The following is a 17,505-nucleotide window of genomic DNA, read 5'->3' on the forward strand; positions in this document are numbered from 1 at the left end:
CAGGGTCGCCCCCGCAGAGGTTGGCTGCAGGGGGAGGATCCCCTGTCCGACGTGACCCAAGGCCGCCGGCCTCGAGGAGGTGAGCCCGGAGGGGCCACGCCCCCACCCCACCGGGCGTCACCGCGGGGGCCAGGCGCGGCCGCCCGTGGGTCACAGGCCCAGCATCAGCCCCGCCCCGGAAACCAGGGCGAAGACCAGCACGAAGAGCCGCATCCGGCGCGCGTCGAGCCGTTGGTGGACCAGCCGGCTCAGCCACGCGCCGGCCGCCAGGGCGGGGAGCAGTGCCGCCGCCCACCCCAGCTGGGCCGCGCTGCCCTGGCCCGTGGCGAACAGCAGGGCCAGCGAGGCCACTTCACCGACGAGGAAGCACACGGCGACCGTGGCGCGCAGTTCCGCAGGAGGCCGGTGCTGGTACACCAGCGCCAGCGGCGGGCCCCCCACGCCGGTCGCCGTCTCGGTGAGCCCGGTGACCAGCCCCGCGCCCAGATACGCGCCCTTGCCGGGCGTGAACGCGGGCGCGGCCAGGCTCACCACCGCCGCCAGCACGGTCGCCACGCCCACGAACAGGCCGAGCCGCCGATCGGGGATCACCCACAGCAGCACCAGCCCGCCCGGGGTGGCCGCGAGCCGCGCCGCCGTGATCCAGCCCGCGCCCCGCAGGTCCAGCGCGGCACGCTCGCGCCACGCGACGTACAGGTTGAGCGGGATCATCGACGCCAGCACGAACACGGGCACCAGCTGCGGGTCCAGCAGCCCCGCCACGGGCGCGACGATCAGGGCGAAGCCCAGACCGCTCGCGCCCTGCACGAACGCCGCGACGGCGACCGTGACGGCGAGGACGACGATCGTCTCCGTACTCACGAGCAGGCCGCCCAGGCATCGGCGGACGTCGGGTGGACGCGGGTCACCGGCGCCCGCAGCATCACCTCCTGGGCCAGCTCGGCCGCCCGCCGCACCAGCGCCCGGCCGTCCCAGCCGGTCGGCCATCCGCGCCACAGGCGCAGCCGGCCGGCCACGAACACGGCGCTGATCTGGTCACGGTTGCCGCGCCGTACCAGCTCCCAGGGCAGGTCCCAGGAGAGTGCCGTCTCGGGCCCGGAGACGTCGACGAGCAGGAAGTCGGCGGCGGCGCCCTCGGCGACCCGGCCCGTACGGGCGCCGAGCCCGACCGCGTCCGCGCCGCCCCGGGCGGCCCGGTCGAGCCACGTCCAGCCGGCGCCGCACGACGAGTCGCCGGTGGCCAGCCCGTACGTGAGGCGCTGCGCGGACTCGGCGGCGTCGGCCAGCCGGAACGCGTCACCCCGCGTCCCGTCCGTGCCCAGCCCGAACCGGATCCCGCGCTCGGCCATCGTCGTCGCGGGAGCGACGGCGTTGCCCTTCCAGGCACTGGCCACGGGGTTGTAGCTGACGGCCGCCCCGCTGTCGGCGAGCAGGCTGACCTCCCGGGGCGTGACCAGGGTGGCGTGCGCGGCCAGCAACTGCGGCCCTAGGGCGCCGACTTCGTACAGGTACTCCAGCGGCCGCAGCCCGTGCTGGACCAGGGAGCGCTCCACGGCGGCGAGATGCTCGTTGACGTGGATCTGGACGACCGCGCCCGCCTCGGCGGCGAGGTGGGCGGTGCGGCCCAAAGTGCGGGCGGTCGCGGCCTCCGGGACGGAGACGGCGAGGGACGGGTGGATCAGCTCCTCGGCGCCGTACCGGGTCAGGTGCTTCTCGGCGGAGGCGAGCACCGTGTCGGTGTCCCCGTCCACGTCGTTGCAGACCAGGCCGAGTACGCAGCGGACGCCGGCGTCCCGTGCGGCGGCGGCCACCAGCTCCACGTCCACGGGCGCGCGGGTGCCCGCCTCGGCAACCGTGGTGAACCCGCCGCGCAGCGATTCGAGGGCGGCCAGTTTCGCCGCCACGTACACCGCCTCCTCGTCCAGGGCACCTTCGAGCGGCACCCACACCCGGCGGAAGATCTCCGACGGCTCCCCGAAGGCCAGCGCGGCGCCGAAGCTCTGCGTGAGGTGGTGGTGGGCGTCGACGAAGCCGGGTATCAGGACGTGCCCGGGCAGCCGGACGGGCGTGAGGTGCGGATGCTCCCGCGCCAGCCGTTCGGCCGGTCCGACCGCGCGGAAGGTGTCACCGGCGACGACGGCCGCGTAGTGGTCCCTCAGCCCGTCGGGCGTCAGCACCGCGTCGGGGGCGAGGAGGAGTCCGCCGCCGTCGGGATGAAGGCGGTCGGGGGTCAGGTCGTTCATCGGTCACTTTCGGTACGGGTACGGGGGCGGGGCAGCTTGATGTGGTGGAACAGGACGTTCAGGACGGCGGCGGTGGTGGCGCCGACGGCGACGCCGCTCTCCAGGAGGATCCGGGCGTTGGGCGGGAAGCCGCCGTACACGCCCGGGATGAGGATGGGCAGCAGGCCCAGGGCGAGGGCGACGGCGCAGATGAAGGTGTTGGTGTGGCGGTCCAGTTGCCCTGCCCGGCCGAGCATCTGCACGCCGAGCACCGTGATGACGGCGAAGACCACCATGGCCGTGCCACCGACGACGGCCGACGGGATGACGCTGATCGCCCGGGTGATCGGGGCCAGGAAGCCGATGACGATCAGGACGACTCCGGCGGCGGCGGTGACGTACCGGCTGCGTACGCCGGTGACGCGGACGATGCCGATGTTCTCGCCGCTGGTGACCATCAGCGGCAGGCCGAAGAAGCCGCCGAAGAGGGAGGTGAGCGCGTCGCCCCGGATGGTCTTCGGTACGTCCTCGCGCTTGTCGATGTCCTTGCCCACCGCCTCCGCGTTGATCACCGTCTGGCCGGTGGCCTCCGCCATGGAGGCGAGGCTGTACAGCATCAGGGGCAGCGCGGCGAGCAGGTTGAACTCGGGCGAGCCGAAGGGCAGTGCCTGCGGCAGGTTCAGCAGTCCGCCCTCGGTGGCCGCGGAGAAGTCGACGCCGCCGAGGAGGAAGGCGAGGACGGTACCGGCGATCAGGCCCAGCATGACGGCGAGTTGGCGCAGCACGCCCGTGAACAGCCAGTAGAACGCGACGGTGAAGCCGATCGTCGCCATGCCGAGGAGCAGGTTGGTGGGATCGGCGAACCCCGGCGTGCCGGGCCGGCCGGTGACGAGCACGGCCCCGACCTTCACCAGGTTCACGCCGACGATCACGATCATCGTGCCGATGACCAGGGCGGGGAAGAACGCCAGCAGCCGGGAGAAGACGGGCAGCACGACGAAGTAGAACGCGGCGGTGATGATCACCGCCCCGGTGGCGGTGGGCAGACCGTGCTGCTCGGCGATGGCCAGGAACAGGATGAGCGGCGCGCCCCCGGGCAACATCACGAACGGCAGCTTGGGCCCGAACTTCCACGGCCCGAGCGACTGGATCAGGGACCCGATCCCGGACAGGATGAACGCGGCCGAGAGCAGATCGACCGTCAGGCCGGGGTCGAGCCGGAGCGTGGCGCTCATCAGGAAGATCGCCGAGATGGGCGTCGCGGCCATGACCAGCACGTGCTGGAGCCCGAAGAGCAGGATCCGGCTGAGCGGCCGCGACTCGTCCACGGGATGGGGGGCCTCGGAAGGCGGGCCGCCGGGCCCATGGGCCGCCTTGGCCTCCTCGGCCTGCTGGGGGTCGGTGCCGGGCTCGGCCGGGGCGTCGGGGTGGAGCGCCGGGCCTGTGCCGGTCGCGGATCCGGAGTCCGGCGCGGTCGCGGACTCGAGCGGCGAGTCGGGCGTAGGCGTGGACGCGGACATGGGCGTGGACCCGGCTTCGGACGTGGACGTGGACGTGGACGTGAGCTGGGCGTCGGGGGCCGGCGGGGAGCCCGGCTCGGTGTGGTCGGGGGTGGACTGCGGTGGGGACGGGACGCGGGGCGTGGGATGGGGACTGGACACGTTCGAGCTCCGTTCGGCTCGCTCGGGTTTGGGCCGTGACTCGCCCGAGACGGGGGCGGAACCGCGGGGGCCAAATCGATTTGGCCGCCAGTATGTGAGGGGCGGGTGGCCGCGTCAAGGGCTGCGTACGACTCGGGTTCCCGCCGCTTCGCGGCCGGATTGCCGCAGGCATGGCGGGCACGTTTGATGGAAAGGGAGCCCCTGGCTCCTGGCGGGCCGTCCGTTCGGAAGGAGAGGCGATCGTGGATCTCGTACTGCGTCCCGGAAGAGCCGAGGACGCCCAGGACTGCGGCAGGATCTGCTTCGAGGCATTCGACGGCATCGCCCGCGGGCACGGGTTCCGGTCGGACATGCCGGGCGTCGAACCGGCCACGGAGATGTTCCGGATGGTGTTCGACCACCCCGGCTTCTACACCGTGGTGGCCGAACTCGACGGCCGGATCGTGGGCAGCAACTGCCTCGACGAGCGGTCACCCGTCGCCGGCGTCGGGCCGATCACCGTCGACCCCGCCGTACAGAACGGCGGAATCGGGCGCCGGCTCATGCTCGACGTGATGCAGCGGGCGGCCGAGCGGCAGGCGCCCGGCATCCGGCTGTTGCAGAGCGGCTACCACTGCCGGTCGTTCGCGCTCTACGCCGGGCTCGGGTTCGAGTTCCGCGAGACGGTGGCCTGCCTGCAGGGCCCTCCCATCGGAGGGGCCGTGCCGGGGTACGAGGTGCGGGCGGCCACGGACGCGGACCTGGCGGCCTGCAACGACCTGTGCCGGAGGGTCCACGGGGCCGACCGTGGCGGAGAGCTCGTCGACGCGCTCAAGGCGGGCACCGCCCGCGTGACCGAGCACGGCGGACGGATCACCGGATACGCCACGGACCTGTCCTTCTTCGCCCATGCGGTCGGCGAGACCACCGAGGACGTCCGGGCGCTCATCGCCGCCGCGCCCGCCTTCGGCGGTCCCGGCATCCTCGTACCGGCGGGCAACAGCGCCCTGTTGCAGTGGTGTCTCGGCAACGGGCTCAAGGTGCAGCAGCTCATGAGCCTGATGACCATCGGCCTCTACAGCGAGCCGGCCGGGGCGTACCTGCCGTCCATCCTCTACTGACGCCGTACGGAGGCCTCAGAGCGCCGTCAGTACACGCGGCCCCTCGTCCGTGATCGCGACCGTGTGCTCCGTGTGCGCCGCGCGGCTGCCGTCCAGGGTGCGGACCGTCCAGCCGTCGCGGTCCGTGCGGTGGTCGTCGCCGCCGCCGGCGGTCAGCATCGGTTCGATGGCCAGCACCATGCCGTGGCGCAGCGGCATCCCGCGACCCGGCCGGCCCTCGTTCGGCACGCCCGGGTCCTCATGTATCCGGCGCCCCACCCCGTGGCCGCCGAACCCGTCCGGGATGCCGTACCCGGCGGCGCGGCACACGCGGCCGATCGCGTGCGCGATGTCACCGACGCGGTTGCCGACGACCGCCGCCGCGATACCCGCGTCCAGCGCCTCGTACGCCGTGTCGATCAGCCGCGTGTCCGCCGGGCGCGCCCGCCCGACCGTGAAGCTGATCGCCGCGTCGCCCACCCAGCCGCCCAGGACGGCACCGCAGTCGACGCTCACGAGGTCGCCGTCGCGCAGCCGGTAACCGTCCGGTATGCCATGCACGATCGCGTCGTTGACGGACGTGCAGATCACCGCCGGGAACGGCACCGGCGCCCACTCCGGGCGGTAGCCGAGGAAGGGCGAGCCCGCGCCCGCCTGACGCAGCACCTCGCGCGCGGCCACGTCCAGCGCGCCGAGCGTGACCCCGGGGGCCGCCGCCCCTCGTACCGCCGCCAGGGTCTCGGCGACGACGCGGCCCGAGGCGCGCATGGCCTCCAGGGAGGCATCGGTCTTGATCTCCACCATGCCAATTACTATACCGGTATTAGTATGGGCTCATGGTCCGAACCCCCCTCACCCCCGAAGAGCGTGAACGCGGCGAGCGCCTCGGTCAGTTGCTGCGCGAGGCGCGCGGTCCGCGCAGCATGGTCGAGATCGCGGCCGCCGCCGGGCTCTCGGCGGAGACCCTCCGCAAGATCGAGACGGGCCGCGCCCCGACCCCCGCCTTCTTCACGGTCGCTGCGCTGGCAGGGGTGCTGGACCTGTCGATGGACGACCTCGTGTCCCGGTGCGCGCTGGTGCCGTCCTGAGGCGGCGCGCCGGCCTGCCGGGGAGGAGTTCACGGGCGGGCGCGCCGCGATTCCATCAGGGCGAGGATGCCGATGGCGACCAGTGCCCAGCCGCCTGAGACCGGATCCAGCAGTGACACCGGGACGCCGGTGACCAGCAGGATCCACCCGGTCTCCGCGGGTAGGCGGCCGGTCAGCGCTACGGTCCTTCTGGTGAGGAGACCGAGGCCGAACAGGGCCACTCCGCTGACCATGAACCACAGGGCCATCATGCGTGAGTCGTCGCCGCTGACGGTGTTCCAGAACCCGTCCGCCGCGATGCCGCGCCAGTGCGGGCCGGCGACTACCGCTCCCACCAGCATGTGCGCGATGGCGGCGGTGAGGATCAGCGGGGGAACCCAGCGCCGCAGCCCGGTGTGCCGTGCTGAGCCGGAACCTTGCCTGGTGGCAGTTGTCATGACGGTGTGCTCCTCGTCCCTGCCTCCGCAGCGGCTGTGCGTGCTCCGGCCCGGTCGCCGGACGGCAGCTGGTCCAGAAGGGGGAGGAGCAGCTCGTAGGTCTCGTGCTTGGCGGTGGGCGGGAGCGGAGGAATCAGGTGCGCGCCGCCGATCAGCACCGTGTAGAGCAGCGTTGCCATCCGGTCCGGGGCGGGGTGGCCGGCGTCTCCGCACAGGCGGCGCAGGTACGCGATCCGGGTCGCGTCCACACGCTCGTGCACCGCGGCCGCCATGCGGTCCTGATTCGCCCACGCCCGCATCGCCACCTCCAGATCCGGCCCCTCATCAGTGACCACGCGCGCCAGGAGGTTGCGCAGTTTCTCCCGCGCCGGAAGCGTGCCGTCGTCCTCCACCGCGTCGATGATCGCCGTGGTGCAGCCGGCTTCCCAGTGTTCGAGCAGCCGGGCCCGGTACGTCGGCATCGATCCGAAGTGGTGGTAGAAGGCGCCCTTCGACTTGCCCACGCGCTCGCACAGCGCGTCCAGCGTCAGTGCTGGTGCGCCCTGTTCGGCGAGCAGCGCCAGGCCCTCGTCCAGCCATTCCCGATCAGCCATGTGGCTTCCCCCGTCCCTCCATACCAAAAGGTTTGGTATGGAGTCAGGTTAAGGGCCGTCAGGCGGAACATCAACAGAGACTTCGCGCAGTCCCGCACAGATCCCGTAGCTGTCGGGGCCTGCGCCCCACCGAGGCGAGGGTGGCGTACGAAGGTGGTGCGCGCGGGGCGTAGGGTCGCGGCCGTGATACCTGAAGGGTTGCGGCACGGCCGCTATCTCAGCCTGACCACGTTCCGCAAGGACGGTACGGGGGTCGCCGCGCCGGTCTGGTACGCGGTGGACGGCGACGAACTGTACGTCTGGACTCGCGCCGACTCCTGGAAGGTCAAGCGGCTGCGCCGCGACAGCCGGGTCGTCGTCACCGCGTGCGACGTGCGCGGCCGGGTGGCGGACGGCGCCGCCCGCGCCGAGGGCACGGCACGGCTGCTGGACGACCTCAAGGGCGTACGCAAGCTGCTGGCCCGCAAATACGGCTGGCAGTTCTGGCTGGTCGACCTGCCGGCGGCGCTGGTGCGGCGCGGCAGGCGGCCGCACGTCGGCATCGCCGTGAAACTCACGCCCGAAAAGCTCCCGTAGCCCGGCTGTAACACGGCTGAGGTCGAATGCCTCCGGACCGGAGGATTCCAGTCGGCTGTGGGCAGGGGCATACATGACGGTGCATCACCTCCCGGAGGAGGTCGAGGTGTTCGCGCGCCACCTCGGGCTCCTGGTCGCGGAGCTCGACGAGGGCGGTGGCTGGTACGGCGTCTTCCGGCAGCGCGACCCCGACGGGATGCGGGCCTGCCTCGACGGCGCGGAGGTACCGCCCTGGGACGTGGTCGAGTCGCTGCTCCAGGACCTCGCCGCCGTGCGGGGCGGCGCCCTGCCGGGGTCGGAGGCGGCGGTACGGGCCGAGACGGTACGCGTACGGCACCTGCACGCCGCCGCGGCCGCCGCGCACGACCGGCGCCCGGGCGGCCGGGAGGCGCTGCGTGAGCGGCTCGCCCTGATGGTGCGGGAGCAGGCGGGCGCGGTGCGGCGCGGGGAGGAGCTGGTCGCCCTGCTGGGGACGGTCCCGGAGGGCTCACCGGACGCGGAACGGCTCGCCCACGACCTCGCCTGGGTGCGCGACGACCATGCCAGGGCGACGGCCCGGATCGAGGAGCTGGGCGCCCGCCTGGCGGCGCTCCCCGAAGCGCCGGCTCCCGCGCCCCGCGGGCGGAGCCGTACCGTCGCCGGCGCCAAGCCCAGGAAACGCCCCCGGGGCGCCCGGTACGCCTGGCTCGAGGACGTGGACGAGGACGCCCTCCCGGACGCCGCCCCCGAGCCCGATCCCGTACCGGACCTGCCCCCCACCGCCGCCGCCCCACGCGGGGCCCGCTTCGGCGGCGGCCCCGGACACGGCGGGCCCGAACGAGAACGACAGCAGCCGGAACCGGAACAGCCGTACGAGAACCCGGATGAGGCCGCCCGCCGCGCCGCCCACGACACCGTCACCGCCCTGCTGCGCCTCCGCGCCGAGGGCCGGGGCGGCGAGGCGCACGCCCTGCTCTGCGAGGCCGCCGCCTGGCCCGCCGCGCGGCTGCCGCTGCTCGCCGCCGAGCTCCACCGGGCCGGCCTGGCCCCCGACTGGGCCACCCTCCTGTGGGAGGCCGCCTCCCTCCCGCCCGAGCGGCTCGTGGACCTCTCCGGGGCGCTCACCGCCGCGGGGCGGGACCAGGACGCCCGGCAGCTGCTGCGCCAGGGCGTGGCCCGGCCCACCGCCGAGACGGCCGCCGCCGTGCTGGCGCTGCACGAGGCCGGCCGCGCCGAGGAGGCCCAGGCGCTGATCGACGCGTTCGTCCGGTCCCGTACGGCCGAGGACGCCGCCCGCCTCGCCGCGTACGCGCCGTACCGCCTGGTGCCGCACCTGCTGGCCGCCGCCCGCGCCCTCGCCGCCACCTCCCCGTCGCGCGAACGGGACCTGGTGCACGCCCTCCGCGTCGCGGGCCTGGCCGGAGCCTGAAGCCTGAACGGCAGCCTGGCCTGGCAGCCTGGCCTGAACGGCAGTCTGACCTGAACGACAACCCGCCGAATCTTGGCCGATGTGGACCACTCGGGTACGAAACATGATCGACTCCGGCGGTTAATGGCGGCGGTCTTGCCCAGGGGTGTGACGAGGCTTACGTTCGCTTCCTACGCACCCCGTCTACGTGCGTAGAGGCTCTCTGACGCCGTGCCGAAGGAGCAGCTCATGTCCCACATCGTGCGCGCCGCCCTCGTCCAGGCGACCTGGACCGGCGACACCGAATCCATGATCGCCAAGCATGAGGAGCACGCCCGGGAGGCGGCCCGGCAGGGTGCCAAGGTCATCGGCTTCCAAGAGGTGTTCAACGCCCCCTACTTCTGCCAGGTCCAGGAGCCGGAGCACTACCGCTGGGCCGAGCCCGTCCCCGACGGCCCGACCGTCCGGCGCATGCAGGACCTGGCCCGCGAGACCGGCATGGTGATCGTCGTGCCGGTCTTCGAGATCGACGGCCCCGGCTTCTACTACAACACCGCCGCCGTGATCGACGCCGACGGCTCCTACCTCGGCAAATACCGCAAGCACCACATCCCCCAGGTCAGGGGCTTCTGGGAGAAGTACTACTTCAGGCCCGGCAATCTCGGCTGGCCGGTCTTCGACACCGCCGTCGGCCGCGTCGGCGTCTACATCTGCTACGACCGCCACTTTCCCGAGGGCTGGCGCCAACTCGGCCTGAACGGCGCCCAGCTGGTCTACAACCCCTCCGCCACCCACCGCGGTCTGTCCTCCCACCTCTGGCAGCTGGAGCAGCCCGCGGCCGCCGTCGCCAACCTCTACTACGTCGCCGCCATCAACCGCGTCGGACAGGAGGAGTACGGGGACAACGACTTCTACGGAACCAGCTACTTCGTCGACCCGCGCGGCCAGTTCGTCGGCGACGTCGCCTCCGACAAGGAGGAGGAACTGCTCGTCCGCGACCTCGACTTCCGCCTCATCGACGACGTACGGCAGACGTGGGCGTTCTACCGCGACCGCCGCCCCGACGCGTACGAGGGGCTGGTGCAGCCATGACGACCGATCTCCACGCGACCGATCTGTACGCGCGCCACAAGGCCGTCATCCCCGACTGGGTCTCGCTCTACTACCAGGCCCCGATCGAGATCACCCACGGCGAGGGACGGTACGTCTGGGACGCGACCGGCAAGCGCTACCTCGACTTCTTCGGCGGCATCCTCACCACCATGACCGCCCACGCCCTCCCCGAGGTCACCAAGGCCGTCACCGAACAGGCCGGGCGGATCATCCACTCCTCCACCCTCTACCTCAACCGCCCCATGGTGGAGCTCGCCGAACGCATCGCGCACCTCTCCGGCATCCCCGACGCCCGCGTCTTCTTCACCACCTCCGGTACGGAGGCGAACGACACAGCCCTGCTGCTGGCCACCGCGTACCGCCGCACCAACCAGATCCTCGCGATGCGCAACAGCTACCACGGCCGGTCCTTCTCCGCCGTCTCCGTCACCGGCAACCGCGCCTGGTCGCCGACCACCCTCTCGCCGCTCCAGACGCTGTACGTGCACGGCGGCGTCCGCAGCCGCGGACCGTACGCGCACCTGACCGACGCCCGGTTCATCGAGGCGTGCGTCGCCGACCTCGAAGACCTGCTCGGGCATACCGCCGACGTCGCCGCGCTGATCGCCGAGCCGATCCAGGGCGTCGGCGGCTTCACCTCCCCGCCGGACGGGCTGTACGCCGCGTTCCGCGAGGTCCTCGCCCCCCGCGGCATCCTGTGGATCGCCGACGAGGTGCAGACCGGGTGGGGCCGTACCGGCGAGCACTTCTGGGGCTGGCAGGCGCACGCCGCGAGCGGCCCGCCCGACATCCTCACCTTCGCCAAGGGCATCGGCAACGGCATGTCCATCGGCGGTGTCGTCGCCCGCGCCGAGGTCATGAACTGCCTGAACGCCAACTCCATCTCCACCTTCGGCGGCTCACCCATCACCATGGCCGCCGGCCTCGCCAACCTCTCCTACCTCCTCGAACACGACCTCCAGGGCAACGCCCGGCGCGTGGGCGGGCTGCTCATCGAACGGCTGCGCGCCATCACGGCGAGCAACCCTCTGGTACGGGAAGTACGCGGCCGAGGTCTGATGCTGGGCATCGAGCTGGTGAAACCCGGCTCGGACGAGGCCCACCCGCAAGCCGCCGCCGCCGTCCTCGAAGCGGCCCGCGAGGGCGGGCTGCTCATCGGCAAGGGCGGCGGCCACAACACCAGCGTCCTGCGCATCGCCCCGCCCCTCTCCCTGACCGTCGCCGAGGCCGAGGAGGGCGCCGCGATCCTCGAACGGGCCCTGCGCTCCATCTGACCCAAGGGGGCGAAACACGCCATGAGCACCACCCGCACCCTCATCCGAGGCGGCCTCGTCATCACGGCCACCGACGAGACCCACGCCGACGTCCTGATAGAGGACGGCCGCATCGTCGCGCTCGCCGCCCACGGCTCCACCGCTTCCGAGTCGTGGACAGCCGAGCGGACGATCGACGCGACGGGCAAGTACGTCATCCCGGGCGGCGTCGACGCCCACACCCACATGGAACTGCCCTTCGGCGGGACCTTCGCCTCCGACGACTTCGAGACCGGCACCCGCGCGGCCGCGTGGGGCGGCACCACCACCATCGTCGACTTCGCCGTCCAGTCCAGGGGCCACGCCCTGCGCGACGGCCTCGACGCCTGGCACGCCAAGGCCGACGGCAAGTGCGCCATCGACTACGCCTTCCACATGATCCTCTCCGACGTCGACGAGTCCTCGCTCAAGGAGATGGACCTGCTGGTGGAGGAGGGCGTCACGTCCTTCAAGCTCTTCATGGCCTACCCCGGCGTCTTCTACAGCGACGACGGGCAGATCCTCCGCGCCATGCAGCGCGCCACCGTCAACGGCGGGCTGATCATGATGCACGCCGAGAACGGCATCGCGATCGACGTCCTCGTCGAACAGGCCCTCGCGCGTGGCGAGACCGACCCCCGCTACCACGGCGAGGTCCGCAAGGTGCTGCTGGAGGCCGAGGCCACTCACCGCGCCATCCAGCTCGCCCGGGTCGCCGGCGGGGCCCCGCTGTACGTGGTGCACGTCTCCGCCGAGGAGGCCGTCGCCGAACTCGCCGCCGCCCGCGACAAGGGCCTCGACGTCTTCGGCGAGACCTGCCCCCAGTACCTCTTCCTGTCCACCGACAACCTCGCCGAGCCCGGCTTCGAGGGCGCCAAGTACGTGTGCAGTACGCCGCTGCGGCCGCGCGAGCACCAGGCGGCGCTGTGGCGGGGGCTGCGTACCAACGACCTCCAGGTGGTCTCCACCGACCACTGCCCCTTCTGCTTCACCGGCCAGAAGGAGCTCGGACGGGGCGACTTCTCCAAGATTCCCAACGGGCTGCCCGGCGTCGAGAACCGGATGGACCTCCTCCACCAGGCCGTCCTCGACGGGCACATCAGCCGCCGCCGCTGGATCGAGATCGCCTGCGCGGCCCCCGCCCGGATGTTCGGCCTCTACCCCAAGAAGGGGACCATCGCGCCCGGCGCCGACGCCGATGTCGTCGTCTACGACCCGCACACCGAGCAGACCATCTCCGCCGCCACCCACCACATGAACGTCGACTACTCGGCGTACGAAGGGAAGACCGTCACAGGACAGGTCGAGACCGTCCTGTCGCGCGGCCGGGTCGTCATCGACCGGCGCACCTACACCGGCCGCGCCGGGCACGGCATCTACACCCCTCGCTCCACCTGCCAGTACCTGAACTAGGAGGCCAGGACAGTGGACTTCGGACTCGTCCTGCAGACCGACCCGCCGGGCTCCGCCGTGGTCGGTCTCATGCGGCGCGCGGAACGCAACGGCTTCCGCTATGGCTGGACCTTCGACTCCGCCGTGCTGTGGCAGGAACCGTTCGTCATCTACAGCCGCATCCTGGAGCACACGAGGAAACTGATCGTCGGCCCGATGGTCACCAACCCGGGCACCAGGACGTGGGAGGTCACCGCCTCCACCTTCGCCACCCTCAACGACATGTACGGCAACCGCACGGTCTGCGGAATCGGACGTGGCGACTCCGCGATGCGCGTCGCGGGCCGCAAACCCAACACCCTCGCCCGGCTCGGCGAGGCGATCGACGTCATCCGCGACCTGGCGGAGGGCCGTGAGGCGGTCGTCGACGGGCAGCCGCTGCGCATCCCTTGGGTACGGAACGGGAAACTGCCCGTGTGGATGGCGGCGTACGGGCCCAAGGCGCTCGCCCTCGCGGGCCAGAAGGCGGACGGGTTCATCCTCCAGCTCGCCGACCCGTTCCTGACCGAATGGATGATCAAGGCGGTACGGAAAGCGGCCGAGGAAGCCGGGCGCGACCCGTCCTCGGTCACCATCTGCGTCGCCGCGCCCGCGTACGTCGGCGACGACCTGGCGCATGCGCGCGACCAGTGCCGCTGGTTCGGCGGCATGGTCGGCAACCACGTCGCCGACCTGGTGAGCCGGTACGGCGAGCACTCGGACCTGGTGCCCGAGGCGCTCACCTCGTACATCAAGGCCCGTCAGGGCTACGACTACAGCCATCACGGCCGCGCCGGGAACCCCTCCACCGACTTCGTCCCGGACGAGATCGTCGACCGCTTCTGCCTGCTGGGCCCGCCGGCCGCCCACATCGCGAAGCTCAAGGCGCTCAAGGCCCTGGGCGTCGACCAGTTCGCGGTGTACGACATGCATGACGCGAAGGAAGCGACGATCGACGCGTACGGCTCCGAGATCATCCCCGCGCTGAACGCCTGACCGCCTGACCGGTCCGGGAACGAAGGGTTGCGCCGCCATGACCGATACCGTTCCGATATCCGGGGGGCGCGTCGACCTCACGCCCACCGACATCCCCGCCGACAGCCGGTTCGTCAACGAGGACCTCCTGCCCGTCCCGGTGGAACGACGACGCTGGACCACCTACAACTTCGCGGCTCTTTGGGTGGGCATGGCCCACAACATCCCGTCCTGGATGCTCGCCTCGGGGCTGGTCGCGCTCGGGATGGACTGGAAGCAGGCCGTCTTCACCATCGCGCTGGCCAACGTCATCGTCCTCGTACCGATGCTGCTGACCGGGCACGCCGGCCCCAAGTACGGCATCCCCTTCCCGGTCCTGGCACGGGCGTCGTTCGGGCTGCGCGGCGCGAATCTGCCGGCGCTGATCCGGGCCGGGGTGGCGTGCGCGTGGTTCGGGATCCAGACGTGGATCGGCGGGCAGGGCATCTTCGTCCTGCTCGGCAAGGTCTTCGGCGGCGAGTGGGCCCAGGCGGCGCGGGTCGGTGGCCAGCCGTGGACGCTGTGGCTGTGCTTCGTGCTCTTCTGGGCGCTCGAACTGGCCATCATCCACCGGGGCATGGAGGCGCTGCGGCGGTTCGAGAACTGGGCGGCACCCTTCGTCATCGTCGGCGCGCTGGTGCTGCTGGCGTGGATCACGGCCAAGGCGGGCGGTCCGGGTCCGCTGCTGGACCAGCCGTCGGCGCTCGGGTGGGGCGCGGACTTCTGGCCGGTCTTCTTCCCCTCCCTCATGGGCATGATCGCCTTCTGGGCGACCTTGTCGCTGAACATCCCCGACTTCACTCGCTTCGGCGCCGGGCAGCGCGCCCAGATCTGGGGCCAGGCGCTGGGCCTGCCCACCACCATGACGCTGTTCGCGCTGCTGTCCGTCTTCGTGACGTCCGGCTCCCAGGCGGTGTACGGGGCGGCCGTCTGGGACCCCGTCGCGCTCGCCGCCCGGACGGACAACGTCTTCGGGCTGCTGTTCGCCCTCGTGACCGTGCTCGTCGCGACGATCTCGGTGAACATCGCGGCGAACGTCGTCTCACCCGCGTACGACCTCGCCAACCTCGCCCCGAAACTGATCAACTTCCGTACGGGGGCGCTGATCACGGGCGTGGTCGGGGTGCTGATCATGCCGTGGAAGCTGACCGAGACACCCGAGCTGTACATCTTCACCTGGCTGGGGCTGGTGGGCGGCCTGCTCGGTACGGTGGCGGGCATCCTCATCGCCGACTACTGGATCGTCCGGCGCACCGTCCTGGACCTCGCCGACCTCTACCGGCCGGGCGGCCGCTACTGGTACGTGCGCGGGTGGAACCCGGCGGCGGTCGCGGCGTTCGTGGTCGGGGGCGTACTCGCGGTGGGCGGATCGCACTCGGCGCCGGGAAAGGGGCCGTTCCCGGAGGACGGGCTGATCCCGCTGCTGAAACCGCTCGCGGACTACGGGTGGGCGGTGGGGCTGGCGGCCTCGCTGGCGCTGTACGTGGCGCTGATGGCGCGCCGGACTCCCTGACACCGTACTTACTCTCCAGTAGCCTGCGGTTCATGTCCTTCGACGGAATCACGTCCATGCGCGACGCCTTGACGGATGGTCAGGTCTCGTCCGTATCCCTGGTGCAGACCTCGCTCGACCGGATCGAGGCCACCCAGGGCACGGTGAACGCCTTCCGCTGCGTACGCGCCGCCATGGCCCTCGCCGAGGCCGAGGACGCCGACCGCCGCCTCGCGGCAGGGGAGCGGGCCCCTTTGCTCGGCGTCCCCGTCGCCGTCAAGGACGACACCGACGTGGCCGGACTGCCCACCCGCTTCGGCTGCGACGGCGACATACCGCCGGCGCGGGAGGACGGGGAGGCGGTACGCCGCCTGCGCGCCGCCGGAGCCGTCATCGTCGGCAAGACCAACTCCTGCGAGTTGGGCCAGTGGCCCTTCACCGAGGGCCCCGCCTTCGGCGCCACCCGCAACCCGTGGAACACCGACCACACTCCCGGCGGCTCGTCGGGCGGTTCGGCCGCCGCCGTCGCCGCCGGGCTCGTCCCCGCCGCCCTGGGCTCCGACGGCGCGGGCTCCATCCGCATCCCCGCCGCCTGGACCCACCTGGTGGGCATCAAACCGCAGCGCGGCCGGGTCTCCGTCCACCCGTACACCGACTGCTTCGAGGGCCTGACCGTCAACGGCCCCCTCGCCCGTACGGTCGCCGACGCGGCCCTCCTCCTCGACGCCGCCTCCGGGGCCCACCCCGCCGAGCGGTACCACCCCGCGCCCGTCGACGCCTCCGCCGCCGCCCGCCGCGAACCCGGCCGCCTCCGTTTCGCCCTGGCCTGGCGCTCCGCGTTCACCGCCACGCACAACCCGCTCCACCCCGGCATACGCCGCGCCGTCACCGCCCTCGCCGAGGCCCTCGCCCGCCTCGGCCACACCGTCGAGGAGGCCCGCCCGCGCTACGGCCTCATCGGCCTGAGCTTCCTGCCCCGCGCCACCGCCGGGATCGCCGCCTACGCCGACCGGCACCCCGACCCCTCCCTGCTGGACGCGCGCACCCGCAGCGCCACCCGTACCGGCCGCCGGCTCGCCGGCCGGGCCCTGCGCGCCGCCCGCGCTCGCGAGGCCCACCAGCACCGCCGGATCGGCGCCCTCTTCGCCACGTACGACGTCCTCCTCGCCCCCACCACAGCGGCGCCCCCGCCCCGCATCGGCACCTTCGACACCCTCCCCGCCTGGCGCACCGACCTCACCATGGCCGCCGCCTGCCCCTACGCCTGGCCCTGGAACGTCCTGGGCTGGCCGGGCGTCAACATCCCCGCCGGCTTCACCCAGGACGGCCTCCCGGTCGGCGCCCAACTCCTCGGCCCGGCGGGCAGCGAGGAGCGGCTCATCTCGCTCGCCGCCCAGGTGGAGGCCGACCAGAAGTGGTACGAGCGGACTCCGCCGCCGGGTGATCACCGAAAGGGGTGATGCGCGTGGGAGAACGCCGACGGAAATACCCGTATTGCGATAGACCGAACGCGGTGGTCATGCGTGCAGTCACGACGTCCGACGGAGATCCCATGAGCGCTCAGCGGCATGCGTACGCAGTCGACGACCCCGAAACCGCGCTGAAGTATGCGATCCAGCACATCCGGGCCGACCGGGTGCAGATCGTCGAGGGGTTCATCGAACCTGTCGTGCCGATGTGGGATCACGAAAACGTGGTGTACCTGATCCGCGAACAGCTCGGCCCGACGCTGCGCACGCTCGGCTGCCTGGCGGGCTCGGGCAATCCGGACCTGCCCGGCAGCAGCAACTGGTACGTCCCCGACCGGGCCGTCGTACCGGAGGACATGGCTGACGCCGCGGGGGCGCTGCTGCCGGATCAGACCCTCCTGATCGTCGAGGTGACCTCCGAGTCGAACGGCGACACCGACCGCACGGTGAAGCGACGCCGGTACGCCGAGTACCGGGCGCCGCTCTACCTGCTGGTCGACCGCCGGGAGCGGACCTGCACCCTGTACGCGGAGCCAGGTCCGCTCGGTTATACGAAGGTGAACGGCCCTCATCCCTTCGGGACACCGGTACGGCTCCCGGAGCCGTTCGGGATCGAGCTCGACACCACGGAGTTCTGAGGGCCCCGCGCCC

General features: G+C 72.1%; 17 protein-coding genes. 11 read left to right on the forward strand and 6 right to left on the reverse strand.

The features are described 5' to 3' along the window. Positions 1 to 150 precede the first annotated feature (150 nt). The 3 genes from BKD26_RS20650 to BKD26_RS20660 are packed head-to-tail and all read right to left on the reverse strand — an operon-like array spanning position 151 to position 3,883. Positions 151 to 861 (reverse strand): sulfite exporter TauE/SafE family protein, encoded by a 711-nt coding sequence (locus tag BKD26_RS20650; RefSeq protein ID WP_084900180.1) that lies wholly within the window; start codon positions 859 to 861, stop codon positions 151 to 153. Further along, positions 858 to 2,243, reverse strand: coding sequence for an amidohydrolase family protein (locus BKD26_RS20655; protein WP_084900182.1), 1,386 nt, complete (start codon positions 2,241 to 2,243; stop codon positions 858 to 860). The genes BKD26_RS20650 and BKD26_RS20655 overlap by 4 nt, the downstream gene beginning before the upstream one ends. Next, positions 2,240 to 3,883, reverse strand: coding sequence for a solute carrier family 23 protein (locus BKD26_RS20660; RefSeq protein WP_241518754.1), 1,644 nt, complete (start codon positions 3,881 to 3,883; stop codon positions 2,240 to 2,242). The genes BKD26_RS20655 and BKD26_RS20660 overlap by 4 nt, the downstream gene beginning before the upstream one ends. 242 nt (positions 3,884 to 4,125) lie before the next feature. Here BKD26_RS20660 and BKD26_RS20665 point away from each other — a divergent pair, with 242 nt between their 5' ends. Then, on the forward strand, positions 4,126 to 4,983 hold the full coding sequence (locus tag BKD26_RS20665) for a GNAT family N-acetyltransferase (protein WP_206603696.1): 858 nt from the start codon (positions 4,126 to 4,128) through the stop codon (positions 4,981 to 4,983). 15 nt (positions 4,984 to 4,998) lie between these two features. Here the strand turns inward: BKD26_RS20665 and map are convergent, their stop codons facing one another. After that, positions 4,999 to 5,766, reverse strand: a complete 768-nt coding sequence (map, locus tag BKD26_RS20670; RefSeq protein WP_084900188.1) for a type I methionyl aminopeptidase — start codon at positions 5,764 to 5,766, stop codon at positions 4,999 to 5,001. Positions 5,767 to 5,798: 32 nt separating this feature from the next. Between map and BKD26_RS20675 the strand changes: the two genes are divergently transcribed. Then, positions 5,799 to 6,050, forward strand: a complete 252-nt coding sequence (locus BKD26_RS20675) for a helix-turn-helix transcriptional regulator (RefSeq protein WP_084900190.1) — start codon at positions 5,799 to 5,801, stop codon at positions 6,048 to 6,050. Between the two features lie 29 nt (positions 6,051 to 6,079). Here the strand turns inward: BKD26_RS20675 and BKD26_RS20680 are convergent, their stop codons facing one another. Both BKD26_RS20680 and BKD26_RS20685 read right to left on the reverse strand, forming a co-directional pair. Beyond that, positions 6,080 to 6,487: a DUF6463 family protein gene (locus BKD26_RS20680; RefSeq protein ID WP_084900193.1), complete on the reverse strand. Its 408-nt coding sequence runs from the start codon at positions 6,485 to 6,487 to the stop codon at positions 6,080 to 6,082. Continuing rightward, positions 6,484 to 7,080, reverse strand: a complete 597-nt coding sequence (locus BKD26_RS20685; protein ID WP_084900196.1) for a TetR/AcrR family transcriptional regulator — start codon at positions 7,078 to 7,080, stop codon at positions 6,484 to 6,486. Before BKD26_RS20685 ends, BKD26_RS20680 begins: the two co-directional genes overlap by 4 nt. A gap of 183 nt (positions 7,081 to 7,263) precedes the next feature. On the opposite strand from BKD26_RS20685, the gene BKD26_RS20690 reads away from it, so the two are divergent. From BKD26_RS20690 to BKD26_RS20730, 9 genes are all read left to right on the forward strand, one after another. Beyond that, a complete protein-coding gene (locus tag BKD26_RS20690; RefSeq protein WP_084900197.1) occupies positions 7,264 to 7,656 on the forward strand; it encodes a PPOX class F420-dependent oxidoreductase in 393 nt (130 codons plus the stop codon). Between the two features lie 73 nt (positions 7,657 to 7,729). Further along, positions 7,730 to 9,064 (forward strand): hypothetical protein, encoded by a 1,335-nt coding sequence (locus tag BKD26_RS20695; RefSeq protein ID WP_084900200.1) that lies wholly within the window; start codon positions 7,730 to 7,732, stop codon positions 9,062 to 9,064. A 228-nt stretch (positions 9,065 to 9,292) separates the two neighbouring features. Further along, positions 9,293 to 10,135, forward strand: a complete 843-nt coding sequence (locus tag BKD26_RS20700) for a nitrilase-related carbon-nitrogen hydrolase (RefSeq protein WP_084900203.1) — start codon at positions 9,293 to 9,295, stop codon at positions 10,133 to 10,135. Then, complete coding sequence (locus tag BKD26_RS20705; protein ID WP_084900207.1) at positions 10,132 to 11,430, forward strand: aspartate aminotransferase family protein; 1,299 nt, start codon at positions 10,132 to 10,134, stop codon at positions 11,428 to 11,430. Before BKD26_RS20700 ends, BKD26_RS20705 begins: the two co-directional genes overlap by 4 nt. A 21-nt stretch (positions 11,431 to 11,451) precedes the next feature. Further along, positions 11,452 to 12,861, forward strand: coding sequence for a dihydropyrimidinase (gene hydA / locus BKD26_RS20710; protein WP_084900210.1), 1,410 nt, complete (start codon positions 11,452 to 11,454; stop codon positions 12,859 to 12,861). 12 nt (positions 12,862 to 12,873) lie between these two features. Next, positions 12,874 to 13,875: a TIGR03842 family LLM class F420-dependent oxidoreductase gene (locus BKD26_RS20715; protein ID WP_084900213.1), complete on the forward strand. Its 1,002-nt coding sequence runs from the start codon at positions 12,874 to 12,876 to the stop codon at positions 13,873 to 13,875. A gap of 37 nt (positions 13,876 to 13,912) precedes the next feature. Further along, positions 13,913 to 15,406, forward strand: coding sequence for an NCS1 family nucleobase:cation symporter-1 (locus BKD26_RS20720; protein ID WP_107417923.1), 1,494 nt, complete (start codon positions 13,913 to 13,915; stop codon positions 15,404 to 15,406). A gap of 32 nt (positions 15,407 to 15,438) precedes the next feature. After that, positions 15,439 to 16,845 (forward strand): amidase, encoded by a 1,407-nt coding sequence (locus tag BKD26_RS20725; RefSeq protein WP_084900217.1) that lies wholly within the window; start codon positions 15,439 to 15,441, stop codon positions 16,843 to 16,845. Between the two features lie 92 nt (positions 16,846 to 16,937). Further along, entirely contained in the window at positions 16,938 to 17,492 is a 555-nt protein-coding gene (locus BKD26_RS20730; protein WP_084900220.1) for a Uma2 family endonuclease, read from the forward strand. Positions 17,493 to 17,505 lie beyond the last annotated feature (13 nt).

Origin of the sequence: Streptomyces sp. CB03238 (genome assembly GCF_002099185.1) — a bacterium.
GTDB lineage: Bacteria > Actinomycetota > Actinomycetes > Streptomycetales > Streptomycetaceae > Streptomyces.